We start from the raw sequence: 25,584 nt of genomic DNA, 5'->3' as shown, positions 1-25,584 counted from the left end.
CCCTAACGTGGGGGGAGGACGGGTGAAGTTCCGTCAGCACGTACCAGGGGGCAACGTGGTCGAATCAACCCGAACCGCCCGGCGGCACCGCCGGATCATCGCGGTCACAGCGGCAGTGGCTCTCCTCGTTCCGGCGGCGGCGCTCAGCGCCGCGGGAAGGGACCAGGCGAGCGCACAGCTCCAGCTCCGGGAGGAACTGCTGGAACAGTCGGTGGTCACCGACGTCTCCGAGACCGACCAGGTGGTCCGCGTGGACACGACGCGAGACCGGGGGGCTGCCGCGGAATGGCTGGACGAGTCGGCCGAGGTGCTGGACGGCTGGACCGTCGTCGTGGCCGGGGCGGAGCCCAGGTCCGGCGAGGAGCGAGCGGCGCTGGACCAGGAGCAGTCGGCGGGCGACAGGGCGCCGGATGCCTCGTGCCCGGAGGTCCCGGAGGGCCCGCGGTCCGAGGACGGCTCGACGACGCCGGTCCTGGGCTGCGGTACCGGGCAGGACGTCCAGCTCACCGCGGGGGCGGCGCGTGCGACGCAGGGCGGTCCGTCCCGGACGCTGGGGAGCGCCGTCGACGACGTCCTGGCCTCCTACCTGCCGGGCGCGGACCTGCCGGCCACGAAGGTGCGGCTCAGCAAGGGGCACGCCACGGTCGACGTCGGCGCCGGCTTCGAGCAGGCGCTGTCGGACGCCGGGGTCTACCCGGGCGACGTCTGGCAGGCGCTCCTGTTCACGGCGTACAGCAACGGGTCCGTCGACTCGGTGAAGTTCACGCTCGACGGGGACTGTCTCGCCTTCGCGTACGCGACGGGCGGCGACATGTGCGCGTCGACCGACCTGCCGATCGATCTCGGCTGAGGGGGTGACGATGCGAAGGGCTCTTCGACGGCTCGTGTCGGTTCTCACCGTTGTCCTCGTGGGTGCCGGCGGGTTCCTGGCCGTGGCCCCGACGGCGGCGGCCGACGTGACCTACGTGCCGGACAACTGGAACGGCAAGGTGGTCTACCTGTCGCAGGCGTGCCACGACCGCGGGGACACCGTGTGCCACGACAACACGGGCTGCGACGGCTTCAGCGAGAACATCAACTCCTACAAGGTGGCGATGTCGACGATCAACGGCGGCAGCACGGACCACCTCAGCCTCCTCGAACGGGGCTACAAGGTGGTCCGGGGCAACGGGCTCACGCGGAAGAACATCGCCAGCTCGAACCGCGTGGGGGCGGACCTGCACATCCCGTTGCACTCCAACGCCATCAGCGCGTCCTGCGAGTCCGACAAACCGGCGTCGCGGTACGGCACGCACGCGATGTACGTGTCGAGTGCCGGCAAGGAGTGCGCGGCGAAGATCGTGCAGCGCGTCGGCGCGAGCAGCCCTGGCACCAACGACACCCGGCAGTACCGGACGGACCTGGGCGAGCTGAACCAGACCAACGCCGTCGCGTGCTATCTGGAGCAGGACTTCCACGTCTGGCAACGAGGGGTGAACTGGATGCGCGACCGCGACTCCTGGAGCTGGCGCCTGGCCATGGCCGTCGACGTGTACATGGGGTACCCGTGATGCGCGCCCGACCGTTCGCCCCGGTGGCCGTCGTCGCCGCGGCCCTGCTCGTGCTGGCCGGCTGCACGGCGGCCCCGACGGGCTCGGACACGTCGGGGCCGTCGCGCGGGACGGGGGCGACGACCGGGGCGAGCCCGTCGGCGTCGGGCGAGGCGGACGGCTCGGCCGAACCAGAGATCACCGTGCGGGCCGCCGGCGGCGCCTGGCTCGTGCGGGGCACGGGCTTCGCGGGCGGCAACCAGTACCTGGTCCAGTGCGTCGGCGGTACGACGACGGGGGCGAGCGCGCTCGACGAGTGCGACATGTCGACCAGCGAGCAGGTGGTCGCCGACGAGAGCGGCCGGATCTCCGCGACACGTCAGGCACGGGCATTCGTCAACGTCGGCTCGGTCTCCGAGGTGGACTGCACGGGCGATCCCTGCGCGCTGGCCGTCGCCGATCTGTCGGACCGGGTGCTCGCCGCGGCCCCGGCGCCGCTGCCGGGCGGTGCGGAGCCGCCGGACGCGCCCACGCTCGCGCTGTCCGAGCGGGAGCTCGGCGCCGACGACGGCCGCGTCACGGTGACGGGCAAGGGGTACGCCGCGGGTGCGACCGTCCGGATCGTGCAGTGCGCCACCACGTCCGACGGCGATGTGGACGGGGACAACTGCCTGTACGACGACGGGAAGCGCGTGATCGCTGACCGTGCGGGCACGCTGGTGGCGCAGCTCCGCGTGGTGCGGGAGATCGAGCTCGTCGGTGGGGGATCCGCCGACTGCGCCGATGCCGGCGCCTGCGTGATCGCGAACGCCTGGACCGACGGCGGGCGGATCGCCCTGGCCGACCTGGCCTGGGACCAGGACCGGGAGTAGGCCGGGGGCAGCAGACCGGGCACCGGCAGCGGGCAGGCACGGGCGCAGCGGGCCGCACATCTCCGCGTGACCGCCCGCTGTCGGTGGCGCGTGGCAGGCTGTGTCCGTGCCTCCCGCAACCAGACGCAGTACCGCCACCGCTCCCGCCGGCCGGAGCTGGGACGAGCCCACCGTGGCACCCGTCGTGCTGGTCCGTGGTGCCGAGCCGCTCCTGACCGAGCGTGCGGTGGACGGCGTGGTGCGGCTCGTGCGCGAGCGCGACCCCGACGTCGAGAAGGTGGAGCTGGAGGGGGCCACGTACGGCACGGGCCAGCTCATGGTCGCGGCGAGCCCGTCCCTGTTCGGCGAGGCCAAGGTGGTGGTGGTCCGCTCGACGGAGTCGGGCACCGAGGACCTGATGGCCGACCTCATCGCCTACGTCGGCGCGCCCGACGCGGAGACCACGGTCATCGTGGTCCACGGTGGCGGGCAGCGCGGCAAGAAGATGCTCGACACGATCACGGGCTCCGGTGCGCCGGTCATGGTGTGCGAGCCCGTGACGAAGGACGCCGAGAAGGCGTCGTTCGTGGTGGGCGAGTTCAAGGCCGCTCGCCGGCGGGCGGACGCCGAGGGCGTGCGCGCCCTCGTCGACGCGCTGGGCAGCGACCTCCGCGAGCTCGCGGCGGCGTGCGCGCAGCTCGTCGCGGACACCACGGGCACCATCACCGCCGCCACGGTGGACCGGTACTACGGCGGCCGGGTCGAGGCCACGGGCTTCCGCGTGGCCGACGCCGCGGTGGCGGGCGATGCCGGAGGCGCCGTCGCCCTGCTGCGGCACGCGCTGGACACGGGCCTGGACCCCGTGCCGATCGTCGCGGCCCTGGCGCTGCGCCTGCGCAATCTGGCCAAGGTCGCCTCGATGCGTGGCGGTGGGTTGTCAGCGCGGGACCTAGGTATGGCCCCCTGGCAGGTCGACCGCGCCCGCAAGGACCTGCGCGCCTGGACACCGGAGGGGCTCGCGACGGCGATCTCCGCCGTCGCGCAGGCCGATGCCGACGTGAAGGGCGAGGCGCGGGACACGGTGTTCGCCGTCGAACGCGCGGTCATGACCATCGCCCGCTCCCGCCGCGCCTGACCCGCGCGCCCGCCGCTGGCCGCGCCTGACCCGCGCGCCGCCCGCGCCGCCGGACGCCGGCCACGCCGTCACGATGTGCGCTTCTACCCAGTCATCGGGCCCGAAATCGGCCCTGTTCCGGGCCCAATGACTGGGTAGAAGCGCACCTTGGCGCGGCGTCCGGTCAGCGGTTCCGGGCACACGAAAGACGCCGCCCGCCCGAAGGCGAACGGCGTCCGACGAAGTGGCTCAGAGAGCGGCGACCGACTTCGCGATGGCCGACTTGCGGTTCGCGGCCTGGTTCGCGTGGATGACGCCCTTGGCGACAGCCTTGTCGAGCTTGCGCGACGCGGTGGCAAGGGCGACCGTCGCGGTCTCCTTGTCGCCGGCTGCGACGGCCTCGCGCACCTTGCGCACGTGGGTCTTCAGCTCCGACTTGACGGACTTGTTGCGCAGACGAGCCTTCTCGTTCGTCTTGATGCGCTTCATCTGGGACTTGATGTTTGCCACGAGTGGACTTCCTGGTGTGTTCGCCTTGCGGCGAGCGGATAGGTCGTAGAGGGCGGTCGCAGGTCCGGGACTGGGGTGGGGACCCGTGGAGAGGAACTGCGACTGTGCCCGCCGACCTGGGCGGACACGCGACCTCCAAGGTTACCAGAGGGTCCGGCCCCTCGTGGGGCGGCGCGGTGTGACACCGGCTACGGGCGGCCCGTCCCGTAAAGGGCTTCTGACGAGCCACCATAGAATCCGGCTATGAGTACCAGGACACTTCGGGGCCGTTTCCAATGGACCGTGGTGGTCCCCATCCTTGCCCTGGTGCTCCTCGTCGCGACGTGGAGCAACCACGAGCACCCGGTGACCCTCACGGCGATCGGCGCTGCGCTGGTCGGCGCCGTCCTCGCCGCGGTGCACCACGCGGAGGTCGTGGCCCATCGGGTCGGCGAACCGTTCGGCTCCCTCATCCTCGCGGTCGCGGTGACCGTGATCGAGGTGGGGCTGATCCTCATGCTGATGAGCGGCGGCAGCGACTCGGCCAGCACGTACGCCCGGGACACCGTCTTCGCCGCCGTGATGATCACGTTCAACGGCATCGTCGGCCTGTCCCTGCTCGTGGGGGCGGGCAAGCACCACCTGGTGAGCTTCAACGCCTCGGGCACCGGGTCCGCGCTGGCCACCGTCGTGGCGCTGGCCACGGTCTCCCTGGTGCTGCCAAGCTTCACCACGTCGGCGGAGGGCGGGGCGTACACCCCGTTCCAGCTCGGCTTCGCGGCCGTCGCGTCGCTGACGCTGTACGGGGCGTTCGTGTTCACGCAGACCGTGCGCCACCGCGACTTCTTCCTGCCCGTCGCCAGCGACAAGTACGGCCGGGTGACCGGCCTGCTCGACGAGGACGGCGACGACCACGCCGACCCGCCGCCCGTCAAGGAGGCGTGGTTCAGCGTCGCGCTGCTGATGGTCGCACTGGTCTCGGTGGTGTTCCTGGCCAAGATGCTCTCGCCCACGATCGAGCACGGCGTCGAGGCCGCGGGCCTGCCTTACACCGTCGTCGGCGTGGTGATCGCGCTGCTCGTGCTCGCGCCCGAGTCGATCGCCGCCGTCCGCAACGCGCTGCGCAACCGGGTGCAGATCAGCCTCAACCTCGCCTACGGCTCCGCGATGGCGTCGATCGGCCTGACCATCCCGACCATCGCCGTCGCGATGATCTGGATGGACGGGCCGCTCACGCTCGGCCTGGACCCGACCCAGATGGTGCTGCTCGCGGTCTCGGTGGTGGTGGCGATGCTGAGCATCGCCCCGGGCCGGGCCAAGACGCTCCAGGGCGTGGTGCACCTGGTGCTGCTCGCGGCGTTCCTCGTGGTGTCGGTCCAGCCCTAGGGTCAGAGCGCGGCGGCGACCTCGTCGAAGATCGCCCTGTCCAGGATCGCGCCCTCGCGGCGGACGGCGTCCGGGTGGATGCGGATCACGCGGTTGAGGCGCACCTCGGAGGGGCGGCCGGAGCTGTCCCAGGCACCGGTGCCGATGTCCATCCAGCGGCGGCCGGCGCGGGCCTCCTGCTCGGCGTCCCGGTCGTGGTCCTGGCTGGTGAGCTGCAGCGCGAGGAGCCAGGGCCCGTCGTTGCCCACGATCAGCACCGGACGATCCTTGCCCTGGCTGTGATCTTCCTCATACGGAACCCACGACCACACGACCTCGCCCGGGTCGGGCTCGCCGTCCAGCTCCGGGCGATAGACGGGCTTGACCTTGCCCTCGAAGTCGCCGGGGTAGCCGTCGGTCTCGGGGAGGTCGCGCCCCGACGGCCGGGGCGCCCGCGGCGTCGCCGCCGGGCGGTCGTCTGCGGACCGCTCGCCTGCGGGCCGGTCGCCGCCCGAGCGGCGTTCGTTCTGGTCGAGGGCGGTACGGGCCACGGCCTCGACGATGTCGCCGAGCAGCTTGAGCCACGGGTTCTGCTGGTTCACGCAGGGCAGGTTAGCCCGACGCCGGCCCGCGGGCAGGCGGGACGACGCCGGACGGCGCGCCGCACCGGCCGCGATCCGGGCGCCGTGGCGCCCGCGCACCCCGACCCGGGCGACAGATCAGGTCAGGTCGAGCGCCCGGTCCATGTACTTCACGACGTCGTTGAAGACGTCCTCGGCGAGCACGTCGCCCTCCCGGCGCACGTCGTCGGGGTCCACGCGGACAACGCGGTTGATCCGGACCTCCGACTCGCGCCCCGAGGCGTCCCAGCGGCCGGTACCGACGTCCATCCAGATGCGGCCGGCGCGTGCCTCCTGCAGCGCGTCCCGGTCGTGGTCCTGGCTGGTGAGCTGGAGGCCGAGCAGCCACGGCCCGTCCTTGCCCACGAGCAGCACCGGGCGGTCCTTGCCCTGGCTGTGGTCCTCCTCGTAGGGCACCCAGGTCCAGACCACCTCACCCGGGTCCGGCTCGCCGTCGAGCTGGGGGTGGTAGATCGGGTGCACCTCGCCCTCGTAGTCGCCGGGGTAGCTGTTCTCTGATGCGAAGGTCACGCCTGGAACCGTACCGGAACGGGTGAAGTGCGCATCCGAGACTTACCCGGCACACGCCCGCGCGAACTCCGCCAGCTCCGCCGCCATGGGTTCCGGCTCCCAGCTGTGCATGGCGCCCGGCATCTCCTTCTCGGTGCCCTTGGGCACCTGCGCCACGATGCTCGCCGCGGCCACGGGCATCTCCGGGAAGGTCTGCGTCCCGTACATCGCCAGCACCGGGACCGTGACGTCGAGCGTGCCGTCCTCCAGCGCGTGCTGCGCCCACGCCAGCGACTGGGCGTCGGCCCGGTAGGCGGCGACGGTGCTTGCCAGCACGGGCCAGTCCGGGGAGGCCTCCATCCCCGCGAGCCACTCGGGCGGCATGTCCTTCATGTAGTGCCGCATGGCGTTCTCGGTGTCGCCCGCGTCGAGCAGGCGCTCGATCTCGTCGGCCCACGCCTGCGTGGTCGCGGCGGGGTCGCCCAGGGGCGCCTCCCAGAGCGCGAGGCCGGTGACGGGCAGCCCCGCCGCGGCAGCCCGCAGGCTGACCGAGCAGCCAGACGAGTGCCCGACCAGCACCGCGGACCCGCCCGCGACCTCGATCATCGCGGCGACGGCCACCAGCTCGCGGTCCAGGTCGAGGCGGCCCTCGGCGGGGCTCTCCCCGCGGCCGAGGCGGTCGAAGGTGACGGTGGTGAGGCCGGCGTCGGCGGCCCGCCGGGCGGTCTCGGCGGTGATCGGGTCGTCGGCGCGGTCCGGTCCCGCACCCGTCACGAAGACGAGGGCCGGCCCGGTGCCGTGCAGGTCGTAGGCGACGCGGTCGCCCTGGCTGGTGGTCGCGTGGTCGGTCATGTCCGTCCGACGACGGAGGCGCGCGGAACTCATCGGTCGGGAGCCCGCGGCCCCGGCCTGCGCAGGTCCCGGCGTCCCCGGCCGGCGCCGGCCCCGGACGCAGCCCCCGACGGCGCCCGTCAGTCCGCCAGCACCGCCGCGACCCGGTCCTGGCACGCCCGCGCGAACTCGGGCCAGCGGTCCCAGTAGTACGGCAGCCCGATCACCGCCTGGACCAGCACCCAGCCGCGCCCGCGCGCCCAGGCGTCGGAGGAGTCGGTGAGCCCGTCGGCGGCCACCGCGCGGAAGGCCGCGCGCTCCTCGCCCGCGAACTGGGTCCAGGCGGGGATCAGGTCGGCGGCCGGGTCCCCGACGCCCACGCCGCCCCAGTCGATGACGGCGGTCATGCTCCCGCCGCGGGCCAGGAGGTTGCCGGGCAGCAGGTCGCCGTGGATCCAGTAGTTCTCGGTCGCCGGGCGGGCGGCCAGCGCCTGGTCCCACATCTTCGTCGCGGCGCGGCCGTCGATGCGGGTGCCGGACTCGGCGATGGCGGCGCGCACGCCGTCGTCCAGCCGGGCGAGCGGGACGCCGCGGGACGTGCCGTCCTTGACGGGACCGCCGGCGGTGCTCACGGCCCGCAGGGCCGTGACGAACTCGCCGAGCTGCCGGGCGGCGTCGGCTCCGAGCGCGCCGACGGCGGGGGACGCGCCGTCGAGCCAGGGTGTCACCGACCAGCGGAACGGGAAGCCCTCTCCGGGTTCACCGACCGCTTCCGGCGTGGGCAGCCGGAGCGGCAGGTGCGGCGCGAGGAGCGGGAGCCAGCGGGCGTCGTTGCCCGCCTGGTCCTGGGCCCAGCCGATCTTGGGCATGCGGACCAGCAGCTCGTCGCCGAGCCGGAACAGGTGGTGGTCGGTGCCGCCGGGCGGCCCGGGCGTCACGGGGAGGTGTGCCCAGCGGGGAAACTGGCTCGCGACCAGGCGACGGACGAGGTCCGGCGTGGAGACGACCTCGTCGTCGTGCAGGCTCATGGCCACACCGTGGCACCGGCGCGGTCCGGCGGGCCAGCGCATTTCGAGCGCACCGGACAGGGCAGCGCACCGGACAGGGCACGATCGCTACGGCACGATCGGCTGCGCCAGCGCCGCCTCGAGGTCGCCGCGGTCACCGGTGACCGTGAGCCCCGCCTCGTCCGGCGTCAGCCGGCGCCACAGCGTCAGCGCGAGCCCCTCGGCGGGCCCGGCGACGACGACGTCGGGCGCCACCTCGTCCGCGCGCTCGCCCGCGGCGCCGAGTACCCAGGTGGGCGCCCCGGCGAGGTCCGTCGCGACCAGCACCACCGGGAAACGGAGCGGCACCATGCGGTCCAGGCCCACCTGCCGGGGCTGGAGCACGCTCACCACCTCGTCGACCGTGTCGGCCCACACCTCCGGCGCCGCCCCGACGAGGCCCGCCCTGGCCGTGCCCGCGGAGGCGGCCAGCAGGTCGTGCAGGTGCACGAGCGTCTCGTGGGTCTGCCTGCGGTGCCAGAACCGCACCGGTCCGGGGCCCAGGGGCGCGGGGTGGGCCAGGACCCGGCAGTCGGCCTCGGGGTCGAGCTCGGACAGCGACCGGCGCAGCTCCGCCGCCTGCGCGGCGTAGTGCGGCGCCAGGTCGAACGGTCCGTCGCCCAGCGCCACGCCCTTGACCCCACGGGCGTTGCCCGCGGCCCAGTGGTGCACCTCCGCGATGTGCTCCACGAGCTCGCGCACGGTCCAGTCGCCGCAGGCGGGCACCCGCGCGCCGGCGTCGGCGGCGGGGATCGCGGCCAGGAAGTCGTCCTGGAACCGGGCCAGCAGGGCCAGGTGGTCGAGGGTCATGTGCGGAAAGGTACCGCGTGCCACCGACACGCCGTCCGCCGTCCCGCCGGTACGGACAAGCGCTCCGGATGACGACCTCCGCGCGCCGTGGAACCGTGGAACCAGCTCCGACGTTCTCCACGCGATGCGCGCCGCGCATCCGGTCCGAGACCCTCGGCCCGAGACACAACCGCACGATCACCAGTGAAGGATCATGGACCCCGACAGTCATAGTCCCGGCCCGAACGCACGTCTCCGCACCACCGAGAGGAGGTGGATGCGTTGACCTGGGTGATCTCCCTCCTGCTGGGGGTCGTGGTGATCCTGGTGATCACCGCCGTGACGGGGTACTTCGTCGCGCAGGAGTTCGCGTACATGGCGGTCGACCGCGCGCGGCTCGCCTCCCGCTCCGAGGCCGGCGACGCCGGGGCGCGGCGCGCGCTCGGCGTGACCCGGCGGACCAGCTTCATGCTGTCCGGCGCACAGCTCGGCATCACGGTCACCGGCCTGCTCGTCGGCTACGTCGCCGAACCGCTCGTCGGTGAGGCGCTGGGCGAGGCCCTCGGCGGCGTCGGCGTGCCGGTCGGCACGGGCGTCGCCGTCGGCACCGTCCTCGCGCTCCTGTTCTCGACGCTCGTCCAGATGCTGTTCGGCGAGCTCGTGCCCAAGAACCTGGCGATCGCGCGGCCGGAGCCGGTCGCGCTGTGGCTGGCCCGGTCCACGACGATCTACCTCGCCGTCTTCGGCTGGCTCATCAAGGTGTTCGACGCCGCGTCCAACGCGCTCCTGCGCCTGCTGCGCATCGAGCCGGTGCACGACGTCGAGCACTCGGCGACGGCCCGCGACCTGGAGCACATCGTCGCGGACTCGCGCGCCAGCGGTGACCTGCCCGGCGACCTGTCGGTGCTGCTGGACCGCATCCTGGACTTCCCGCGCCAGGACGTGGAGCACGCCATGATCCCGCGCGCCCGCGTGGGCGTGGTGCACAGCAAGGACACGCTCGCGCAGGTGCGCGAGCTGATGGCGGCGGGCCACTCCCGCTACCCGGTGGTCGACGACGACGGCGAGGTCACCGGCGTCGTGCACCTGACGGACCTGCTGTCCGCGCCGCCGGAGGCGACGACCGTCGCCGACCTGCTGCGCCCCGCGCTGGTGCTGCCCACGTCCATGGCGCTGCCCGACGCCCTGCGGGAGCTGTCGGCCACGCGCAACCAGATGGCGTGCGTCGTCGACGAGTACGGCGGGTTCGCCGGCGTGCTCACCGTCGAGGACCTCGCCGAGGAGCTCGTCGGCGAGATCACCGACGAGCACGACGACGAGATCGACCCCGTGACCGCGGCGTCGGACGGCGTCTGGGTCATGGCCGGCGACGTCCACCTCGACGAGGTGGAGCGGGCCGTCGAGCGCGACCTGCCGGAGGGCGACCACGAGACCATCGCGGGGCTGGCCATCGCCGTGCACGGCGCGCTGCCCGCGGTGGGCGACGTCGTCGACGTCGCGCTGCCGGTGGACCCCGCCACCCTGGTGGCCACGGACCCGCCGCCGCCCGAGGTGCTCCGCATCGAGGTGCTGGACGTGGAGCGGCACGTGCCGTCACACGTCCGGGTCACCGTGGTCGAGGCCGAGACACCCGAGGAGCCTGCGGAGACCCCCGCCGTCGACCACGCCGGTGCCGAGAAGGAGGAGACCCGATGAGCAACCCCTGGGTCGTCCTGGCCGCGACCGTCGTGATCATCGCGCTGAGCGCGTTCTTCGTGGCCGTGGAGTTCGCGCTCCTGGCCGCCAAGCGGCACCGCCTGGAGGACGCCGCGCCGACCAGCCGCTCGGCGCGGGCGGCGCTGCGCAGCTCCAGCGAGCTCACGGTGCTCCTGGCCGGCTCGCAGCTCGGCATCACCGTCTGCACCCTGGCGCTCGGCGCCATCACCAAGCCGGCCGTGCACCACTGGCTGACGCCGGTGTTCGAGACGTGGGGCGCGCCCTACTGGGCCGCCGACGTCGCGGGCTTCGTGCTGGCCCTGGTCATCGTCACGTTCCTGCACCTGGTCGTGGGGGAGATGGCGCCCAAGTCGTGGGCCATCGCCCACCCCGAGGCCAGCGCGACGATGCTGGCGCTGCCGATGCGGGCGTTCATGGTCGTGACCCGGCCCGTGCTCCTGGCGCTCAACGGCGCCGCGAACTGGTGCCTGCGCCGCGTCGGCGTCGAGCCGGCGGACCAGGTCGCCTCCGGGCAAGGCCCGGACGACCTGCGGCACCTGGTGGAGCACTCCGCCAGCGTGGGCGCCCTCGACATGGCCTACTCGGCGCAGCTCTCGGGCGCGCTCGACCTGCGCCGCCTGACGGTCGAGGACCTGCTGGCCGACCACGCGGCGCCGTCCGCCGTGGGGCACCACGCCACGGCCGCGCAGGTGCAGGAGGCGTCCCGCGTCTCCGGCCACCTGCGGATCCTGGTGCAGGGTGACGGCGGGCGGCCGGAGGGCGTGGTCCATGTCCGGGACACGCTCCTGCTGGCCGACGACGCGCCCGTCACGGAGGTCACCCGGCCCGTCTTCGAGCTGGCCGCGGACGTGCCGCTGCACACCGCGCTGACGAGAATGCGCGAGACGGGCAACCACCTCGCCGTCGTGCCCCGGTCGGACGCCGACGGGCCGGACGGACCCGCGGCGGACTTCGGCGTGGTGACCCTCGCCGACGTGCTGCGGCGCCTGCTGCCGCGCACCACGGCGGGCCAGCCCGTCTGACGAGGCGCGGGTGCGGTGCCGGGGAACAGCCCCGGCGCCGCACCCGGCTCGTACGGGACGTGGGAGAATGATGGTCGGCCCCCGCCCATCCCGGCCACGATCCTGACGACACCACCCTGACGACGGAGCGAGAACGCTTTGCCCATCCCCGGTCCTGCGCTCACGGCGCGCATCCAGCCGAATGCCACGGCGCCCGAGCTGATCCGCAACTTCTGCATCATCGCGCACATCGACCACGGCAAGTCGACCCTTGCCGACCGCATGCTCCAGCTGACGGGTGTCGTCGACGCGCGCGCGATGCGCGCCCAGTACCTGGACCGGATGGACATCGAGCGTGAGCGCGGCATCACCATCAAGTCGCAGGCGGTGCGCATGCCGTGGGAGCTCGACGGCACCCCGCACGCCCTGAACATGATCGACACGCCCGGCCACGTGGACTTCACCTACGAGGTCTCCCGGTCGCTGGCCGCGTGCGAGGGCGCCGTGCTGCTGGTCGACGCCGCGCAGGGCATCGAGGCGCAGACCCTGGCCAACCTGTACCTGGCCATGGAGAACGAGCTCGAGATCATCCCGGTCCTCAACAAGATCGACCTGCCGGCGGCGCAGCCCGAGAAGTACGCCGAGGAGCTGGCGAACCTCGTGGGCTCCGACCCGGCGGACGTGCTCAAGGTCAGCGGCAAGACGGGCGTGGGCGTCGAGGCCCTGCTCGACCGCATCGTGCAGCGCGTCCCGGCCCCGGTCGGCGACCCGGACGCCCCGGCGCGCGCCATGATCTTCGACTCGGTCTACGACACCTACCGCGGCGTGGTCACCTACGTGCGCGTGGTCGACGGCGACCTGAACCCGCGCGAGAAGATCGCGATGATGTCCACGCGGGCCACGCACGAGCTGCTGGAGATCGGCGTCAGCGCGCCCGAGCCGCACCCGACCAAGGGGCTCGGCGTGGGCGAGGTGGGCTACCTGATCACCGGCGTGAAGGACGTGCGCCAGTCCAAGGTGGGCGACACCGTGACCAACGCGGCCAAGCCGGCCACAGAGGCGCTCGGCGGCTACAGCGACCCCAAGCCGATGGTCTTCTCGGGCCTGTACCCGATCGACGGATCCGACTACCCCGTGCTGCGTGACGCCCTGGACAAGCTCAAGCTCAACGACGCCGCGCTCAACTACGAGCCCGAGACGTCGGTGGCCCTCGGCTTCGGCTTCCGCGTGGGCTTCCTCGGCCTGCTGCACCTGGAGATCGTGCGCGAGCGCCTGGAGCGCGAGTTCAACCTGGACCTCATCTCCACCGCCCCGAACGTCATCTACGACGTGACGATGGAGGACAACACCACCATCGAGGTGACCAACCCGTCGGAGTTCCCCGGGGGCAAGATCAAGGAGGTGCGTGAGCCCGTCGTCAAGGCCACGATCCTCACCCCGAGCGAGTTCGTGGGCGCCGTCATGGAGCTCTCGCAGTCCAAGCGCGGCGACCTGCAGGGCATGGACTACCTGTCCGAGGACCGCGTCGAGATCCGCTACCACCTGCCGCTCGCCGAGATCGTCTTCGACTTCTTCGACCAGCTCAAGTCCAAGACCCGCGGCTACGCGTCGCTCGACTACGACACGTCGGGCGACCAGGCGGCCGACCTGGTGAAGGTCGACATCCTGCTGCAGGGCGAGCAGGTCGACGCGTTCAGCGCCATCGTGCACCGGGACAAGGCCTACTCCTACGGCGTGATGATGACCGCCAAGCTCAAGGAGCTCATCCCGCGCCAGCAGTTCGAGGTGCCCATCCAGGCGGCCATCGGCGCGCGCGTGATCGCCCGCGAGACCATCCGCGCCATGCGCAAGGACGTGCTCGCCAAGTGCTACGGCGGCGACATCAGCCGTAAGCGCAAGCTGCTGGAGAAGCAGAAGGAGGGCAAGAAGCGCATGAAGAACATCGGCTCCGTCGAGGTGCCGAAGGACGCGTTCATCGCAGCGCTCTCCTCCGACGCGGCGGCCCCCAAGGAGAAGAAGAAGTAGGTGCCCGCACTTCCCCCCGGCATCCCCGTGCCCGACGACGGCGGGCTGCCCGCCTGGGCGCGCCCGTCGGAACCGGTCGTCACCGCCCAGCCGTTCGGCGTGTACGTGCACGTCCCGTTCTGCACGGTGCGCTGCGGGTACTGCGACTTCAACACCTACACGGCGTCCGAGCTGGGCGGCGGCGCCAACCAGGCGGCCTACGCGACCACCGCGCTGCGTGAGGTCTCCCTCGCGCGGCAGGTCCTGTCCGACGCCGGACGGTCGCCCGCCGCGGTCTCGACCGTCTTCTTCGGCGGCGGCACCCCGACGATGCTGCCCGCCGAGGACCTGGCCCGGGTGCTGACGGGGATCCGGGAGGCCTGGGGCCTGGCGGACGGTGCCGAGGTCACCACCGAGGCCAACCCGGACTCCGTCACGCCCGAGTCCCTGCGTGTCCTGGCCGACGCCGGGTTCACGCGGGTCTCGTTCGGCATGCAGTCGGCGGTGCCGCACGTGCTGGCGACGCTGGAGCGCACCCACGACCCGCTGCGCATCCCCGACGTCGTGCGCTGGGCCCGGGACGCGGGCCTGGACGTCTCGCTGGACCTCATCTACGGCACGCCGGGCGAGTCCCTGGACGACTGGCGCACCAGCGTCGAGGCGGCGCTGGCCACCGGCGTCGACCACGTGTCCGCCTACGCGCTGGTGGTCGAGCCGGGCACCAAGATGGCCGCGCAGGTGCGCCGCGGCGAGGTGAGCCTGCCCGACGAGGACGACCAGGCCGCCAAGTACGAGCTGGCCGACGACCTGCTCACCGCGGCCGGCCTGCGCTGGTACGAGGTGTCCAACTGGTCGCGCTCGGGCCGCGAGTGCCGGCACAACGTGGGCTACTGGCGCGGCGACGACTGGTGGGGCGTGGGTCCGGGCGCGCACAGCTACGTGTCAGCACCGACGGCGGGTGGGGCGCCCGTCCCGGCCCCGGGCCCCGACGAGACGCCCGCCGCCGAGACGCCCGCCGGCGTCCGCTGGTGGAACGTGAAGCACCCCCGCGCCTACGCGACGCGGCTGGAGGCCGGGCACAGCCCGGGCGCCGGGCGGGAGCTGCTCACGCGGGAGGAGGCGCACCTGGAGCGCGTCATGCTCGGTGTACGGCTGCGCGAGGGGCTCGACCTCGGCGTGCTCTCGGCGCAGGGCCGTACCGCGGTGGCGGGCCTCGTGGCCCGCGGCCTGCTGGACGGCCGCGCCGCCCTCGGGGTCGGCACGCCTGGCACCGGGACGCCTGGCACCGGGACGCCTGGTACGGCGACGCCCGGCACCGGCACGCCGGGTGCCCGTACCTCCGGCGCGGGGACCGCGCGCGCCGTCCTGACGCGCCGCGGGCGCCTGCTGGCCGACGCCGTCGTGCGCGACCTGACCGCCTGATTCGCGCCCCCTTTCGTCACGCAAAAGGTGCTTTTCGTTTGTTTGCGTGGTAGGCGAAATCGTCGATATCTTGTGCTGTTCATACCGTTACGAGGCGGCTCGGTCCCGCCTGACAAGGGGCACGCGCATGAGCAACACCTACGGCGGCTGGAACCCGCAGGATCCCTCCTCCGGACAGCACCCGGACCCCCGGTCGCAGGGCGGCCAGGCCCCGCAGCAGCCCGACCCGTACGGCCCGCGCGACCCGTACGGCCGCCCCGCCAACCCTTACGGCCGGCCGGACTACCAGCCCCCGCAGTACCCGCACGGCGGCTACCAGCAGCAGTACCAGACGCCGCCCCCGCAGCTTCCGGCGTACTCGCCGGTCCAGGAGCCGGAGCCGCAGCCCGACGACGCGCCCGCGACGATCGGTGGCGCGTGGCGTTGGGCCTGGGGCGCGTTCGGCACGAGCTGGGGCACCTGGGTGCTGATGAGCCTCGCGCTCGGCGTCGCGCAGATCGCGGTGGTCCTCCTGTTCAGCCCGTCCAGCATGGACGCCCTGTCGAGCTCCACCGACCCGGCGGCACTGGACGCCGCGTTGGCCGCGGGGCAGTCGTTCGAGGCCAGGGCGCTGGGCGCGGCGGGCACCGCCGTCAGCTTCCTGCTGCAGGCGCTCCTGTACGCGGGCGCGCTCGCCGCCACCCGCACCCGCAAGGTCCGGTTCCGGGACTTCTTCCTGCTGCGCGGCTTCGGCGGGCTGGTCGGGTACGCGCTGCTCGCGGGAGTGATCGGGTTCGTCGGCACCGCCGTCCCGGTGGTGGGTGGCCTGATCCAGCTGGTCTGCACGCTGCTCCTGCTCCCGGTGCCCTTCCTGCTGCTCAAGCGCGTGGGCTTCGGCCGTGCGCTCGGCGGGGGCGTCGGGTTGGTCCTGTCCCATCTCGGCGCGGCGTTCGCGTTCTTCGGCATCTTCGCCGGGCTGGCCGTCGCGTCGATCTTCACGTGCGGGATCGGCCTGGTGGTGGTCGCGCCGGCGATGCTCCTGCTGGGTGCCTACCTCGTCCAGCGGTGGACCGGGGAGCCGGTCCGGTCCTGACCCGCGGGTAACAACTCGGCAGTTGCACATGCGGACTTGCGGAGAAAAGGTGAAGGTGGCCTCGGATCACTGATCAGTGAAAAGGGGATCACATGAGCGAGAACACTCCGCAGAACCCGTACGAGCCGGGTGCCGGCGGTCCGACACCGCCGCAGAACCCGGCCGGCGGGCCGACGCAGCCGGGCGGGCCCGCGCAGCCGCCGCCGTACGGCGCCGGTCAGCAGTCGCCCTACGGCGGTGCCACCCAGCCTCCGCCCTATGGCGGGGCGGGTCAGCCGCCCGCCTACGGGGGTCCGGGCGTGCCCTACGGCACGCAGTCGTCCACGCCGTTCGCCGTCGGCGAGGCACTGAGCTTCGGGTGGCGCCGCTTCACGGGGAACTGGCTCTTCTGGGTGCTCTTCATCCTGCTCTCGTTCGCCGTGGGCGCCATCTTCAACGCCAGTTCGTTCGGTGACTACCAGGAGATCAACGAGGCCGCGATGCGCGGCGACATCAGCTCGTCCACGGCGACCGGGGTGTCGTTCGGCGGCTCGCTGCTCGGGCTGCTCGGCTCGCTGATCAACTCGATCCTCGGCGCCCTCGGGATCAACGCGGCCCTGCGTGAGGTCTCGGGCGAGAAGGCGACCTGGGGCACGCTCTTCAAGGTGAACAGCTACCCGATGATCATCCTGGCGGCGCTCCTGCTGCTGGTGGCGGGCTTCGTCGGCCTGCTCCTGTGCGGCCTGGGCCTCATCGCCCTGGCGATCTTCGCGCCGTTCACCTACCACAACGTGGTCGACCGCGACCTCAACGCGTGGGACGCCCTGACCGGCTCGTTCCGGCTGGTGGGGCAGAACTTCGGCGCGGTGTTCCTGCTGGAGCTCGCGCTCCTGGGCATCAACATCGTGGGCGCGCTGGTGTGCGGGCTCGGCCTGTTCATCACCATCCCGCTGTCGCTCCTGGCCCTGGCCTTCGCGTTCCGCCGGATCACCGGCGGACCGGTCGCGAGCGGCCCGGCGGTGGCCGGTCCGGGCACGGCGGGGCCCGCCGTCGCCTGAGCCGATCCGTCGATCGCCGAGTCAGCACACTGACTCGGCGATCGACGGATCGTTGCCGACTACTTGATGAAGCGGATGTTCACCGGGTAGCGGTAGGGCGCGCCCTTGCCGTTGGCCACGGCCGCCAGGATCATGAACACGATCGCGGCGATGAACGCGAGGTACACGATCCCGCCGATCCCGAACGTGATCGCGGTGATGATCGCCGCGGCGATCTGCGCGATGACCATGGTGATCTGGAAGTTCAGCGACTCCTTGGCCTCCTGGTCGACGAACTGGCTGCGCTCCCGGAGCACCAGCCAGATCACCAGGGGCGCGATGAACGACACCAGGAACGGGCCGATCTGGGCGAAGACCGTCCACATGCGCTCGTCCGACGGCGTGAGCGGCTGCGGCTGGTAGGGCCCGCTGTAGGCAGGGCCGGCCTGCGGCGGACCCTGGTAGGGCGACTGCGGCTGGGGCGTCCCGTAGGCCGGGGCGTCCTGCGGCTGCTGAGGTGCGGGGCCGGGCTGCTGGGGCGCCGGGCCGGGCTGCTGAGGAGCCTGCGGCTCCTGCGGGTTTTCGGACATATGACCAACCGTAGAGGCTGTGCCTTACGAGATGGTCACGAAATCGATAAGTTCTTCGACGCGGCCGAGCAGGGCCGGGTCGAGGTCCCGGAAGTCGCGCACGGTGCCCAGGATCCGCTGCCAGCCGCGGGCGACGTCCGCCTGCGTCTGCGCAGGCCAGCCCAGGGACCGCAGGATGCCGAGCTTCCACTCGGTACCGCGGTCGATCACGGGCCAGCGCTCCAGCCCGAGGCGCTCGGCGCGCACGGCCTGCCACACGTCCACGTAGGGGTGGCCCAGCACCAGCACCGTCCCCGGCGGGACGGTGCGCAGCGCCTCGTCGGTGAGCCGCTGTTCCTTGGAACCGGGCACCAGGTGGTCCACGAGCACGCCGACCCGGCGTTCGGCGTCGGGCCCGAACTCGGCCAGGCGCTCGGCGAGGTGGTCCACGCCGTCGAGCATCTCGACCACCACGCCCTCGACGCGCAGGTCGTCGCCCCAGACCTTCTCGACGAGCTCGGCGTCGTGCTTGCCCTCCACCCAGATGCGGCTGCCGCGGGCGACGCGCGCCCGGGCGCCGTGCACCGCGACCGACCCGGAGGCCGTGCGGGTGGGCTGTGCGGGGGCGCGGTTCACGACGGGTGCGGTGAGCTCGACGGGCTTGCCCTCGACCCAGAACCCCGGGCCGAGCGGGAAGGTGCGGGTCCGGCCGCGACGGTCCTCCAGGACCACCACGTGCATGCCGCCGGACTTCTCGACGCGCACCACCGCGCCGACCCAGCCGGTCTCGACCTCCTCGACCACGAGGCCCTGCTCGGCGGGCGTGGGCTGCGACGTCGGCCGCCGCCCTCGCTGCGCGCCAGGAAACTGGGGGGACAGGACATCGGACCCATACCGTTCGTCGAACACGTCGCGAGCCTAGGTCGCCCTACCCGTTGAGTGCTGGATCTTCGCCCTTCCGGAGTGTCATCGAGGGCGAATGTCCAGCACTCAACGACGGGTGGGGCGGTCGAGGCGAGCGGGATCAGCGGCTCGCGCGCAGCGCCGCCTCGGTGCGCGTGGCGACGCCCAGCTTCCTGAGGATCGCCGAGACGTGGACCGACGCGGTCTTGGCCGAGATGAACAGCCGCTCGGCGATCTGCCCGTTGGTCAGGCCCTCGGCCACCAGGGCCAGCACCTGCCGCTCACGGGCGGTCAGGGAGTCCGTCCCCGCGTCCGACGGCGGCGCGCCGGCCGCCCTGGCCGGTCCCGCCAGCCCGGTCCCGCCGTCGAGCAGCCCCGCCCGGGTCGACAGGTCCAGCGCCTGCCGCACCACCAGCCCCGCGCCGATCCGCTCCGCCTCCGTCACGGCCGTCCCGAGCGTGGTGCGGGCCCCGGCCCGGTCGCCGGCCTCCAGCAGCCGTGCGCCCTCGCGGTACAGCGCGTGGAGCCGCAGGTGGGCGGGGCCGGGCAGTTCTGCCGCCGCCGTCCACGGGCCGGTCCCGAGCTCCGCCTCGAACACCGCGGACCACACGGGGTACGTGGGCCAGTGGGTGCACCGGGCGAGCTCGACACGGTACGGGGCGTCGTCGACGTCCCGGCCCTGCTGCCGCAGCCGGGCGATCGCCCGGGCCGCCACCGCGAGCCGCGGCAGGTCATAGACCGGGATGTGCGGATCGTCCGGCGCGATCACCGCCGACACCCGCTCCAGGGCCTCGTCCGGCTCGTCGCGCAGCAGGGCCAGCTCCGCCCGGGTGGTCGCGACCCGCGACCGGATCTGCGCCTCCAGGCGGCCGAACCGGTCCCAGGTGGCGGCCCTGCGCCGCGCCTCGGCCTGCGCCTGCTCCACGAACCCGCGCCACATCGCGAGCCAGGTGCGGCGCTCGCCCAGGTACACGGCATAGACGCTGTCGTGCACCAGGGGGACCGTCCGCTCGTACCAGGCGGCGGCCTCGGCCCAGTCGCCCAGGTCGATCTGTGCCTCGACGATGTTGCCCTCGATCATGACGCGGGAACCCTCGGAGGCCCCGTACCGGCGGGCCGCGGAGACCCCCTCCTCCGCGATCTTCGCGGCGCCGGCCGCGTCGCCCACGGTGAGCAGCGCGTCCGAGCCGTTGATGTAGTACCGGCTCAGGCCCTGCCAGGCGTCGCCCGCGACCGCGCGCCCGCGCTCGATCTCCGCGAACCCGTCCATGTCACCGAGCTGCATGCGGCTCACCCCGCGCAGGTTCAGCGCGACCGCCCTGATCTCGTCGCTGCCGATCGCCGTCGCCGCCTCGTAGGCGGCGGTCGCCGACTCCATGCCCTCCTTCGACCGGCCGTCGAGCATCGCGCGGCGGGCGCGCAGGATCAGGAGCTGGCCGCGCACGGCGTCGTCCCGGCCCGGTTCGACGAGCGCGAGGGCCCGCTCGATGAGGCCCGGCCCCTCGTCGGAGCCCGCCTGGCCGGCGATGAGCGCGGTGTCGCTGAGCGCGCGGGCCAGCCCGACCGGGTCGTCGTCGGGCCATTCCGCGACCGCCTCGTGCGCCACCGCGAGGGCGCGGGCGGTCCGGGTGGAGCCCCGCAGCGACTCGGCGACGGTGCGCAGCAGCTCGTGGTGCGGCAGGCCGGCCACGGCCTCGGCGTCGGGCACCTGCTCCCAGAGCTCCAGCGCCCGCTCGCCCAGTGCCACCGAGGCGGCGGACGCGGCGTCGGCCGCCGCGGCGTTGTGCCCGGCGACGGCGGCCGCCAGCGCCTGGTCGAGCACTCCCGCGCGCCACCAGTGGTCGGCGATCCGGGACAGCTTGGCCACCGACCGGGCGCCCGGCGGGTAGGCGCGCTCCAGCACGCGCGCGTACGCGGCGTGCAGCCGACGTCGCTCGCCCGGCAGCAGCTCGGCGTACACGGCCTCCTGGACCAGGGCGTGCCGGAACGTGTAGCCGACGTCGGTGACCACCAGCACCCGCGCGTCGACCGCCTCGCGAGCGGTCTCCTCGTGGTCGGGCCCGTCCGCCGCGGCGTCGGCCAGCACCGCGTCCAGCACGTCGTAGCGCACCCGGGGGTTGGCCGCGACGACCCGGCACAGCGCCTGGGCCCGGCGGCTCAGGTTCCAGTAGCGCAGCAGGAGGATGTCGCGCAGCGAGTCGGGCAGGTCGGTGCCGAGAAAGCCGACCAGCTCCTCCACGTAGAAGGGGACGCCCTCGCTGCGGTCGGCCAGGTCGGTCAGGTCCGCCAGGTCGACCAGGTCGTTCAGGTCGGTCAGGTTCCCGGGAGCGCCGCCGAGCCCGGTGCCCGGGCGGGCGGGCTCGGCGAGCAGGTCCCGCGCCATCTCGCGGACCTCGTCGGCGCCGAGCCGGGACAGGTCGAGCCGCGTGGCGAGCCGGGCGCGGTCGAGCTCCGCCATGACGGTCCGCAGCGGGTGCGCCCGGCCGACGTCGTCGCTGCGGTAGCTGAGCAGCAGCAGGAGGCCGGACGGCGCGGTGCGGGCGAGGCGCACGGCGACGGCGCGCGTGATGTCGTCGGACCAGTGCAGGTCCTCCAGCACCACGACGAACGGGCGCTGCGCGGCGAGCGCGGTGAGGAGGTCGGTGAGGACCTCGGGGATGCGGTCGGCCCCGGCGTCGGACGCGGGCGCGAAGAGCTGAGGGGTCACCGCGGCGAGCGCGCCCGCCGCGGGTCCGGCGGCGGCGACGGCGGTCTCGGGGCCCACCGCCTGGACGATCCCGTGCAGGAGGCCCGCCAGCGCCGCGTAGGGGACCGGGCCCGAGCCGGAGTCGGCACACTGGCCGACGATCACGTGGGCGCCGTCGGCCCGGGAGGTGAGCTCGTCGAGCAGCCGGGTCTTGCCGATGCCGGCCTCGCCCGCGACGACGACCGTGCGGCTACCGCCCGAGCGGACGTCGGCGAGAGCGGCCTCGAGCGCGCCGAGCTCAGGGGCTCGGCCCACCAGGCGGGCACGGGGGACCGGCATGGGCTCATCGTTCCATGCCGGTCCGTGGTCGTTCCGTCCTTTTCCGTCGGCCTGCCCGCTGCTTCCATGGGCCTGCCCGCCGCCCGGCACGGTCACCCTCCCCGCGGGATCAGGCGACGCGCGGCCGGACGGCGTCGGCCGCCTTGGCACGGGCACCACGCTCGGCGGTGCGCTGCGCGGCGGCCTGGCGGCGAGCCGCGTCCTTCTGCTCCCGGGCCACGCGGGCCCGCTCGTTGCGCTGGTCGAGCTCCCGCTCGTTGCGGCGGTACTCGGCGTAGTCCGAAAAACCGAACATGGTGGTTCCTCCCGGTGTCACCGCCGGCCCCTCGCCGGCGGTGATTCCAGGTTCGTCTGTGAGGTACGTCGCGCGGATCGGGCGGTCGCCGCATCTTTCGCGATGGGTTCGCGGTGCGGGGTGGGCGCGCCTAAGGCATCGCCCTATGCTCGGTGCTCAGCCCTCGGCGAACGGTAAGACCTGCAGGTCAGCCGCGTGTTCGACGGGGTGGGACGGCGCGGCCGGCCCGGGTGCGCGCGGAGCGCGGCGGGTCGGGGACCCGGCGGGTGGCGCGCGCCGCGTAGGATTGGCACTCGGTTGGTGAGAGTGCTGGAAGGCAGTGTCGGTGAGCGGGCCGGAACCCGGGCGCACGTCCCGGACGTTCTACCTGGGGACGGAGGTGAGCGCGGTGAGCGAGGAACGCAGACTCGATGTCCTGCGGGCCATCGTGGAGGACTATGTCCGCACACGGGAGCCCGTCGGTTCGCGCATCCTCACGGAGCGCCACCAGCTCGGCGTCTCCCCGGCCACGGTCCGCAACGACATGGCCGCCCTGGAGGAGGCCGGGCTCATCGCCCAGCCGCACACCTCGGCGGGGCGCATCCCCACCGACAAGGGCTACCGCCTCTTCGTGGACCAGCTCGCCGAGGTGCGGCCCCTGTCCGTCCCGCAGAAGCGGGCCATCGAGACCTTCCTCTCCGAGGCGGTCGACCTGGACGACGTCGTGGCCCGCGCCGGGCGGCTCATCGCCCAGCTCACCGGCCAGGTCGCCGTGGTGCAGTACCCGTCGCTGCGCCGGTCCGGGCTGCGGCACCTGGAGCTCGTGCCGACGGCCGAGGGGCGGCTCCTCGTCGTCGTCATCACGGACACGGGCCGGGTGGAGCAGCGCTTCCTCGACGTGCCGGTCGACCTGGACGACGGCACGCTCGGCGAGCTGCGCGCCCGCCTGAACGCGGCGACCGCCGGTCGCCGGCTCGCCGACATCGGTGACGCGTTCGCCGGGGTCGCCGAGGCGATGCCGGCCGAGCACCGCCCGCTGGCGACGGCCGTGGCCGAGGTGGTCACCGCGGCGCTCGCCGAGGAGAGCGAGGAGCGGATCGTGCTGACCGGCCAGGCCAACCTGGCGCGGTCCGGCATGCGGTTCGAGCAGGGCCTGCGGCCCGTCCTGGAGGCGCTCGAGGAGCAGGTCGTCCTGCTCGGCCTCCTCACCGACATGACCGACGACGCCAAGGTGGCGGTGAGCATCGGGCACGAGAACCGGCTGGCGGGACTGGCGGAGACCTCCGTCGTCACGTCCGGCTACGGCTCGTCCGACGGCGACACCGTCGCGATCCTGAGCTCGATCGGCCCCACCCGTATGGACTATCCGGGCACCATCGCCGCGGTCCGCGCCGTCGCGCGCTACCTGTCGCGAGTGCTGCCCGGCTGACCCGAACTTCCACAAACCTCCCCACAAAGAGAGACCTGTGACCGACTACTACGAGATTCTCGGTGTTCCGCGCGACGCATCGCCCGAGCAGATCAAGAAGGCATACCGCAAGCTGGCCCGCGAGCTGCACCCGGACGTGGCCGGCGACGCGGGCGAGGACCGGTTCAAGGACGTCGCGCGCGCGTACGAGGTGCTGTCCAACCCCGACAAGCGCCAGCAGTACGACATGGGCGTCGACCCGACGTCGCCCGGCGGCGGCGCGGGCGGCGGGTTCGGCGCCGGGTTCGGGTTCCAGGACATCTTCGAGACCTTCTTCGGCGGCGGGCAGCCGACCGGCCCGGTCCCGCGCGCTCGGCGCGGCAACGACGCGCTCGTGCGCCTCGACCTCGACCTCGCCGAGGCCGTCTTCGGCGCCAAGCGTGAGATCCAGGTCGACACCGCGGTGGTCTGCAACACCTGCGGCGGCGACGGCGCGCGGCCGGGCACCCACGCCCGCACCTGTGACGTCTGCCAGGGCCGCGGCTCCGTGCAGCGGGTCGCCCGCTCGTTCCTCGGCCAGGTCATGACCAACCAGCCGTGCTCCGCCTGCGGTGGCTTCGGCACCGTGATCCCCGAGCCCTGCACCGACTGCTCCGGCGAGGGCCGCGTGCGCTCGCGGCGCACCGTCGCGGTGAACGTGCCCGCCGGCGTCGACACCGGCACGCGCATCAAGCTCTCCGCGCAGGGCGAGGTCGGCCCCGGCGGCGGCCCCGCCGGCGACCTGTACGTGGAGATCCGGGAGCGCGCGCACGACACGTTCGTGCGGCGCGGCGACGAGCTGCACTGCACCCTCCAGGTGCCGATGACGGCGGCCGCGCTCGGTACCGTGCTCGAGCTCGACACGCTGGACGGCCTGCAGGAGATCGACCTGCGCCCGGGCACGCAGCCCGGCCAGGTCATGACGCTCAAGGGCCTCGGCGTGGGGCACCTGCACTCCAACGGGCGCGGCGACCTGAACGTGCACATCGAGGTCCAGGTCCCCACGAGCCTTGACGAGGAGCAGACCGCGCTGATGCAGCAGCTCGCGGCGCTGCGCGGCGAGGAGCGGCCCGAGCCGCGGCTCGCGACGGTCCAGGGCGGCGTCTTCTCGCGCCTGCGCGACAAGCTCAGTGGGCGCTGACCGCGCACCCATGAGCGCGCCAGTCTTTCTCGCCGAGGCGTCCGCCACCCACCCGCTGTCCGGGTACGGCCCAGGCGCGCTGTACGTGCTCGACGGCGCCGAGGGCCGGCACGCCGGCGTGGTCCAGCGGCGCGGGCCGGGGGAGCGGATCGACGTGGTCGACGGCGCCGGCGTGCGCCTGCGGACCGTCGTCGAGGCCGTGCACGGCGCCGAGGTGCACCTGCGCGTCGAGCAGGCCGTCGTGGAGCCCGTGCCCGACGTCGTCGTGACGCTCGTCCAGGCCCTCGCCAAGGGCGACCGCGACGAGATGGCGATCGAGGCCGCCACGGAGACCGGGGTGGACGCGATCATCCCGTGGCAGGCCGAACGGTCGGTGGTGGTCTGGCGCGGGGACCGCGCCGCGAAGTCGCGGGCCCGCTGGGTCAGCACCGTGCGGGCCGCCACGAAGCAGGCCCGCCGGGCGCGCATCCCCGACGTCGACGTGTCCCTGAGCACCAAGCAGCTCGCGGCCCGCGCCCGCGAGGTGGTCGCCGCGGGCGGCGCGGTGGTGGTGCTGCACGAGGAGGCCACGACCGGCCTCTCGGCGGTCCCGCTGCCCGACGCCGGCGCCCTGCTCCTCGTCGTCGGACCCGAGGGCGGGATCTCCGAGGCCGAGGTCGCCCTGCTCACGGAGGCGGGCGCGGTCACGGCCCGCCTGGGCCCCCACGTCCTGCGCACATCGACGGCGGGCCCGATAGCGATAGCCCTGCTCAGCGACCGCCTGGGCCGCTGGTGATCCTTCGTTGAGTGCGGGATTTTCGCCCTTTCAAAGCCGTTGTTATTGCGAGAGAACCGCCCACAAACTACGGTG

Annotated in this window: 24 protein-coding genes; 14 read left to right on the top strand and 10 right to left on the bottom strand. The window is 73.3% G+C overall.

Features of this window, described 5'->3' with window-relative positions; all coding sequences use genetic code 11:
- Positions 1-115 precede the first annotated feature (115 nt).
- The 4 genes from AB0I29_RS13850 to holA all read left to right on the top strand — a co-directional run bounded on the left by AB0I29_RS13850 (position 116) and on the right by holA (position 3,515).
- Complete coding sequence (locus AB0I29_RS13850; RefSeq protein WP_357482214.1) at positions 116-850, top strand: hypothetical protein; 735 nt, start codon at positions 116-118, stop codon at positions 848-850.
- Between the two features lie 10 nt (positions 851-860).
- Positions 861-1,550 carry a hypothetical protein gene (locus AB0I29_RS13845; protein WP_357482212.1) on the top strand — a complete coding sequence of 230 codons (690 nt, stop codon included), beginning with the start codon at positions 861-863 and terminating at the stop codon, positions 1,548-1,550.
- Entirely contained in the window at positions 1,550-2,401 is an 852-nt protein-coding gene (locus AB0I29_RS13840; protein ID WP_285108602.1) for a neocarzinostatin apoprotein domain-containing protein, read from the top strand. Before AB0I29_RS13845 ends, AB0I29_RS13840 begins: the two co-directional genes overlap by 1 nt.
- Before the next feature lie 106 nt (positions 2,402-2,507).
- On the top strand, positions 2,508-3,515 hold the full coding sequence (gene holA / locus AB0I29_RS13835) for a DNA polymerase III subunit delta (protein WP_357482210.1): 1,008 nt from the start codon (positions 2,508-2,510) through the stop codon (positions 3,513-3,515).
- 228 nt (positions 3,516-3,743) lie between these two features.
- On the opposite strand, the gene rpsT is transcribed toward holA, so the two are convergent.
- Complete coding sequence (rpsT, locus tag AB0I29_RS13830; RefSeq protein WP_026365415.1) at positions 3,744-4,004, bottom strand: 30S ribosomal protein S20; 261 nt, start codon at positions 4,002-4,004, stop codon at positions 3,744-3,746.
- A 243-nt stretch (positions 4,005-4,247) separates the two neighbouring features.
- Here rpsT and AB0I29_RS13825 point away from each other — a divergent pair, with 243 nt between their 5' ends.
- The gene (locus AB0I29_RS13825) at positions 4,248-5,369 is read left to right on the top strand and encodes an ionic transporter y4hA (protein WP_285108519.1); all 1,122 of its coding nucleotides are present in this window, start codon (positions 4,248-4,250) and stop codon (positions 5,367-5,369) included.
- Positions 5,370-5,371: 2 nt separating this feature from the next.
- Here the strand turns inward: AB0I29_RS13825 and AB0I29_RS13820 are convergent, their stop codons facing one another.
- The 5 genes from AB0I29_RS13820 to AB0I29_RS13800 all read right to left on the bottom strand — a co-directional run bounded on the left by AB0I29_RS13820 (position 5,372) and on the right by AB0I29_RS13800 (position 9,165).
- Positions 5,372-5,950, bottom strand: coding sequence for a type II toxin-antitoxin system PemK/MazF family toxin (locus AB0I29_RS13820; protein ID WP_357482207.1), 579 nt, complete (start codon positions 5,948-5,950; stop codon positions 5,372-5,374).
- A gap of 117 nt (positions 5,951-6,067) precedes the next feature.
- Positions 6,068-6,499 (bottom strand): type II toxin-antitoxin system PemK/MazF family toxin, encoded by a 432-nt coding sequence (locus AB0I29_RS13815; protein WP_350224618.1) that lies wholly within the window; start codon positions 6,497-6,499, stop codon positions 6,068-6,070.
- 42 nt (positions 6,500-6,541) lie between these two features.
- On the bottom strand, positions 6,542-7,330 hold the full coding sequence (locus AB0I29_RS13810) for an alpha/beta hydrolase (protein ID WP_357482204.1): 789 nt from the start codon (positions 7,328-7,330) through the stop codon (positions 6,542-6,544).
- Positions 7,331-7,449: 119 nt separating this feature from the next.
- Positions 7,450-8,337, bottom strand: a complete 888-nt coding sequence (locus AB0I29_RS13805) for an aminoglycoside phosphotransferase family protein (protein ID WP_357482202.1) — start codon at positions 8,335-8,337, stop codon at positions 7,450-7,452.
- Positions 8,338-8,424: 87 nt separating this feature from the next.
- The gene (locus AB0I29_RS13800; protein ID WP_357482200.1) at positions 8,425-9,165 is read right to left on the bottom strand and encodes a maleylpyruvate isomerase N-terminal domain-containing protein; all 741 of its coding nucleotides are present in this window, start codon (positions 9,163-9,165) and stop codon (positions 8,425-8,427) included.
- A gap of 261 nt (positions 9,166-9,426) precedes the next feature.
- Between AB0I29_RS13800 and AB0I29_RS13795 the strand changes: the two genes are divergently transcribed.
- The 6 genes from AB0I29_RS13795 (at position 9,427) to AB0I29_RS13770 (ending at position 17,396) form a co-directional block, all read left to right on the top strand.
- The gene (locus tag AB0I29_RS13795) at positions 9,427-10,839 is read left to right on the top strand and encodes a hemolysin family protein (RefSeq protein WP_357482198.1); all 1,413 of its coding nucleotides are present in this window, start codon (positions 9,427-9,429) and stop codon (positions 10,837-10,839) included.
- Positions 10,836-11,882 (top strand): hemolysin family protein, encoded by a 1,047-nt coding sequence (locus AB0I29_RS13790; protein WP_357482195.1) that lies wholly within the window; start codon positions 10,836-10,838, stop codon positions 11,880-11,882. The genes AB0I29_RS13795 and AB0I29_RS13790 overlap by 4 nt, the downstream gene beginning before the upstream one ends.
- 138 nt (positions 11,883-12,020) lie before the next feature.
- Entirely contained in the window at positions 12,021-13,886 is a 1,866-nt protein-coding gene (lepA, locus tag AB0I29_RS13785) for a translation elongation factor 4 (RefSeq protein ID WP_357482193.1), read from the top strand.
- Complete coding sequence (gene hemW, locus AB0I29_RS13780; RefSeq protein WP_357482191.1) at positions 13,887-15,287, top strand: radical SAM family heme chaperone HemW; 1,401 nt, start codon at positions 13,887-13,889, stop codon at positions 15,285-15,287. It abuts the gene before it with no gap.
- A 127-nt stretch (positions 15,288-15,414) separates the two neighbouring features.
- Positions 15,415-16,359 carry a hypothetical protein gene (locus AB0I29_RS13775; protein WP_357482189.1) on the top strand — a complete coding sequence of 315 codons (945 nt, stop codon included), beginning with the start codon at positions 15,415-15,417 and terminating at the stop codon, positions 16,357-16,359.
- A gap of 92 nt (positions 16,360-16,451) precedes the next feature.
- The gene (locus AB0I29_RS13770; protein WP_285108536.1) at positions 16,452-17,396 is read left to right on the top strand and encodes a hypothetical protein; all 945 of its coding nucleotides are present in this window, start codon (positions 16,452-16,454) and stop codon (positions 17,394-17,396) included.
- 59 nt (positions 17,397-17,455) lie between these two features.
- On the opposite strand, the gene AB0I29_RS13765 is transcribed toward AB0I29_RS13770, so the two are convergent.
- The 4 genes from AB0I29_RS13765 to AB0I29_RS13750 form a co-directional block, all read right to left on the bottom strand.
- Entirely contained in the window at positions 17,456-17,965 is a 510-nt protein-coding gene (locus AB0I29_RS13765; protein ID WP_285108537.1) for a DUF4870 domain-containing protein, read from the bottom strand.
- 24 nt (positions 17,966-17,989) lie between these two features.
- Positions 17,990-18,853, bottom strand: a complete 864-nt coding sequence (locus tag AB0I29_RS13760; RefSeq protein ID WP_357482187.1) for a DUF3097 domain-containing protein — start codon at positions 18,851-18,853, stop codon at positions 17,990-17,992.
- A 115-nt stretch (positions 18,854-18,968) separates the two neighbouring features.
- Entirely contained in the window at positions 18,969-21,872 is a 2,904-nt protein-coding gene (locus AB0I29_RS13755; protein ID WP_357482185.1) for an AAA family ATPase, read from the bottom strand.
- Between the two features lie 109 nt (positions 21,873-21,981).
- Positions 21,982-22,167: a hypothetical protein gene (locus AB0I29_RS13750; RefSeq protein ID WP_357482183.1), complete on the bottom strand. Its 186-nt coding sequence runs from the start codon at positions 22,165-22,167 to the stop codon at positions 21,982-21,984.
- Positions 22,168-22,555: 388 nt separating this feature from the next.
- Here AB0I29_RS13750 and hrcA point away from each other — a divergent pair, with 388 nt between their 5' ends.
- The 3 genes from hrcA to AB0I29_RS13735 are packed head-to-tail and all read left to right on the top strand — an operon-like array spanning position 22,556 to position 25,509.
- Positions 22,556-23,575: a heat-inducible transcriptional repressor HrcA gene (gene hrcA, locus AB0I29_RS13745; RefSeq protein ID WP_285108558.1), complete on the top strand. Its 1,020-nt coding sequence runs from the start codon at positions 22,556-22,558 to the stop codon at positions 23,573-23,575.
- Positions 23,576-23,612: 37 nt separating this feature from the next.
- Entirely contained in the window at positions 23,613-24,734 is a 1,122-nt protein-coding gene (gene dnaJ / locus AB0I29_RS13740) for a molecular chaperone DnaJ (RefSeq protein WP_285108560.1), read from the top strand.
- A 10-nt stretch (positions 24,735-24,744) separates the two neighbouring features.
- Complete coding sequence (locus tag AB0I29_RS13735; protein WP_285108562.1) at positions 24,745-25,509, top strand: 16S rRNA (uracil(1498)-N(3))-methyltransferase; 765 nt, start codon at positions 24,745-24,747, stop codon at positions 25,507-25,509.
- The last annotated feature ends 75 nt before the right edge of the window (positions 25,510-25,584 follow it).

Source organism: Promicromonospora sp. NPDC050262 (assembly GCF_040655935.1).
Classification (GTDB): domain Bacteria; phylum Actinomycetota; class Actinomycetes; order Actinomycetales; family Cellulomonadaceae; genus Promicromonospora.
The sequence above is the reverse complement of the archived record's forward strand: the minus strand, read 5'-3'. Positions and strand labels throughout refer to the sequence as shown.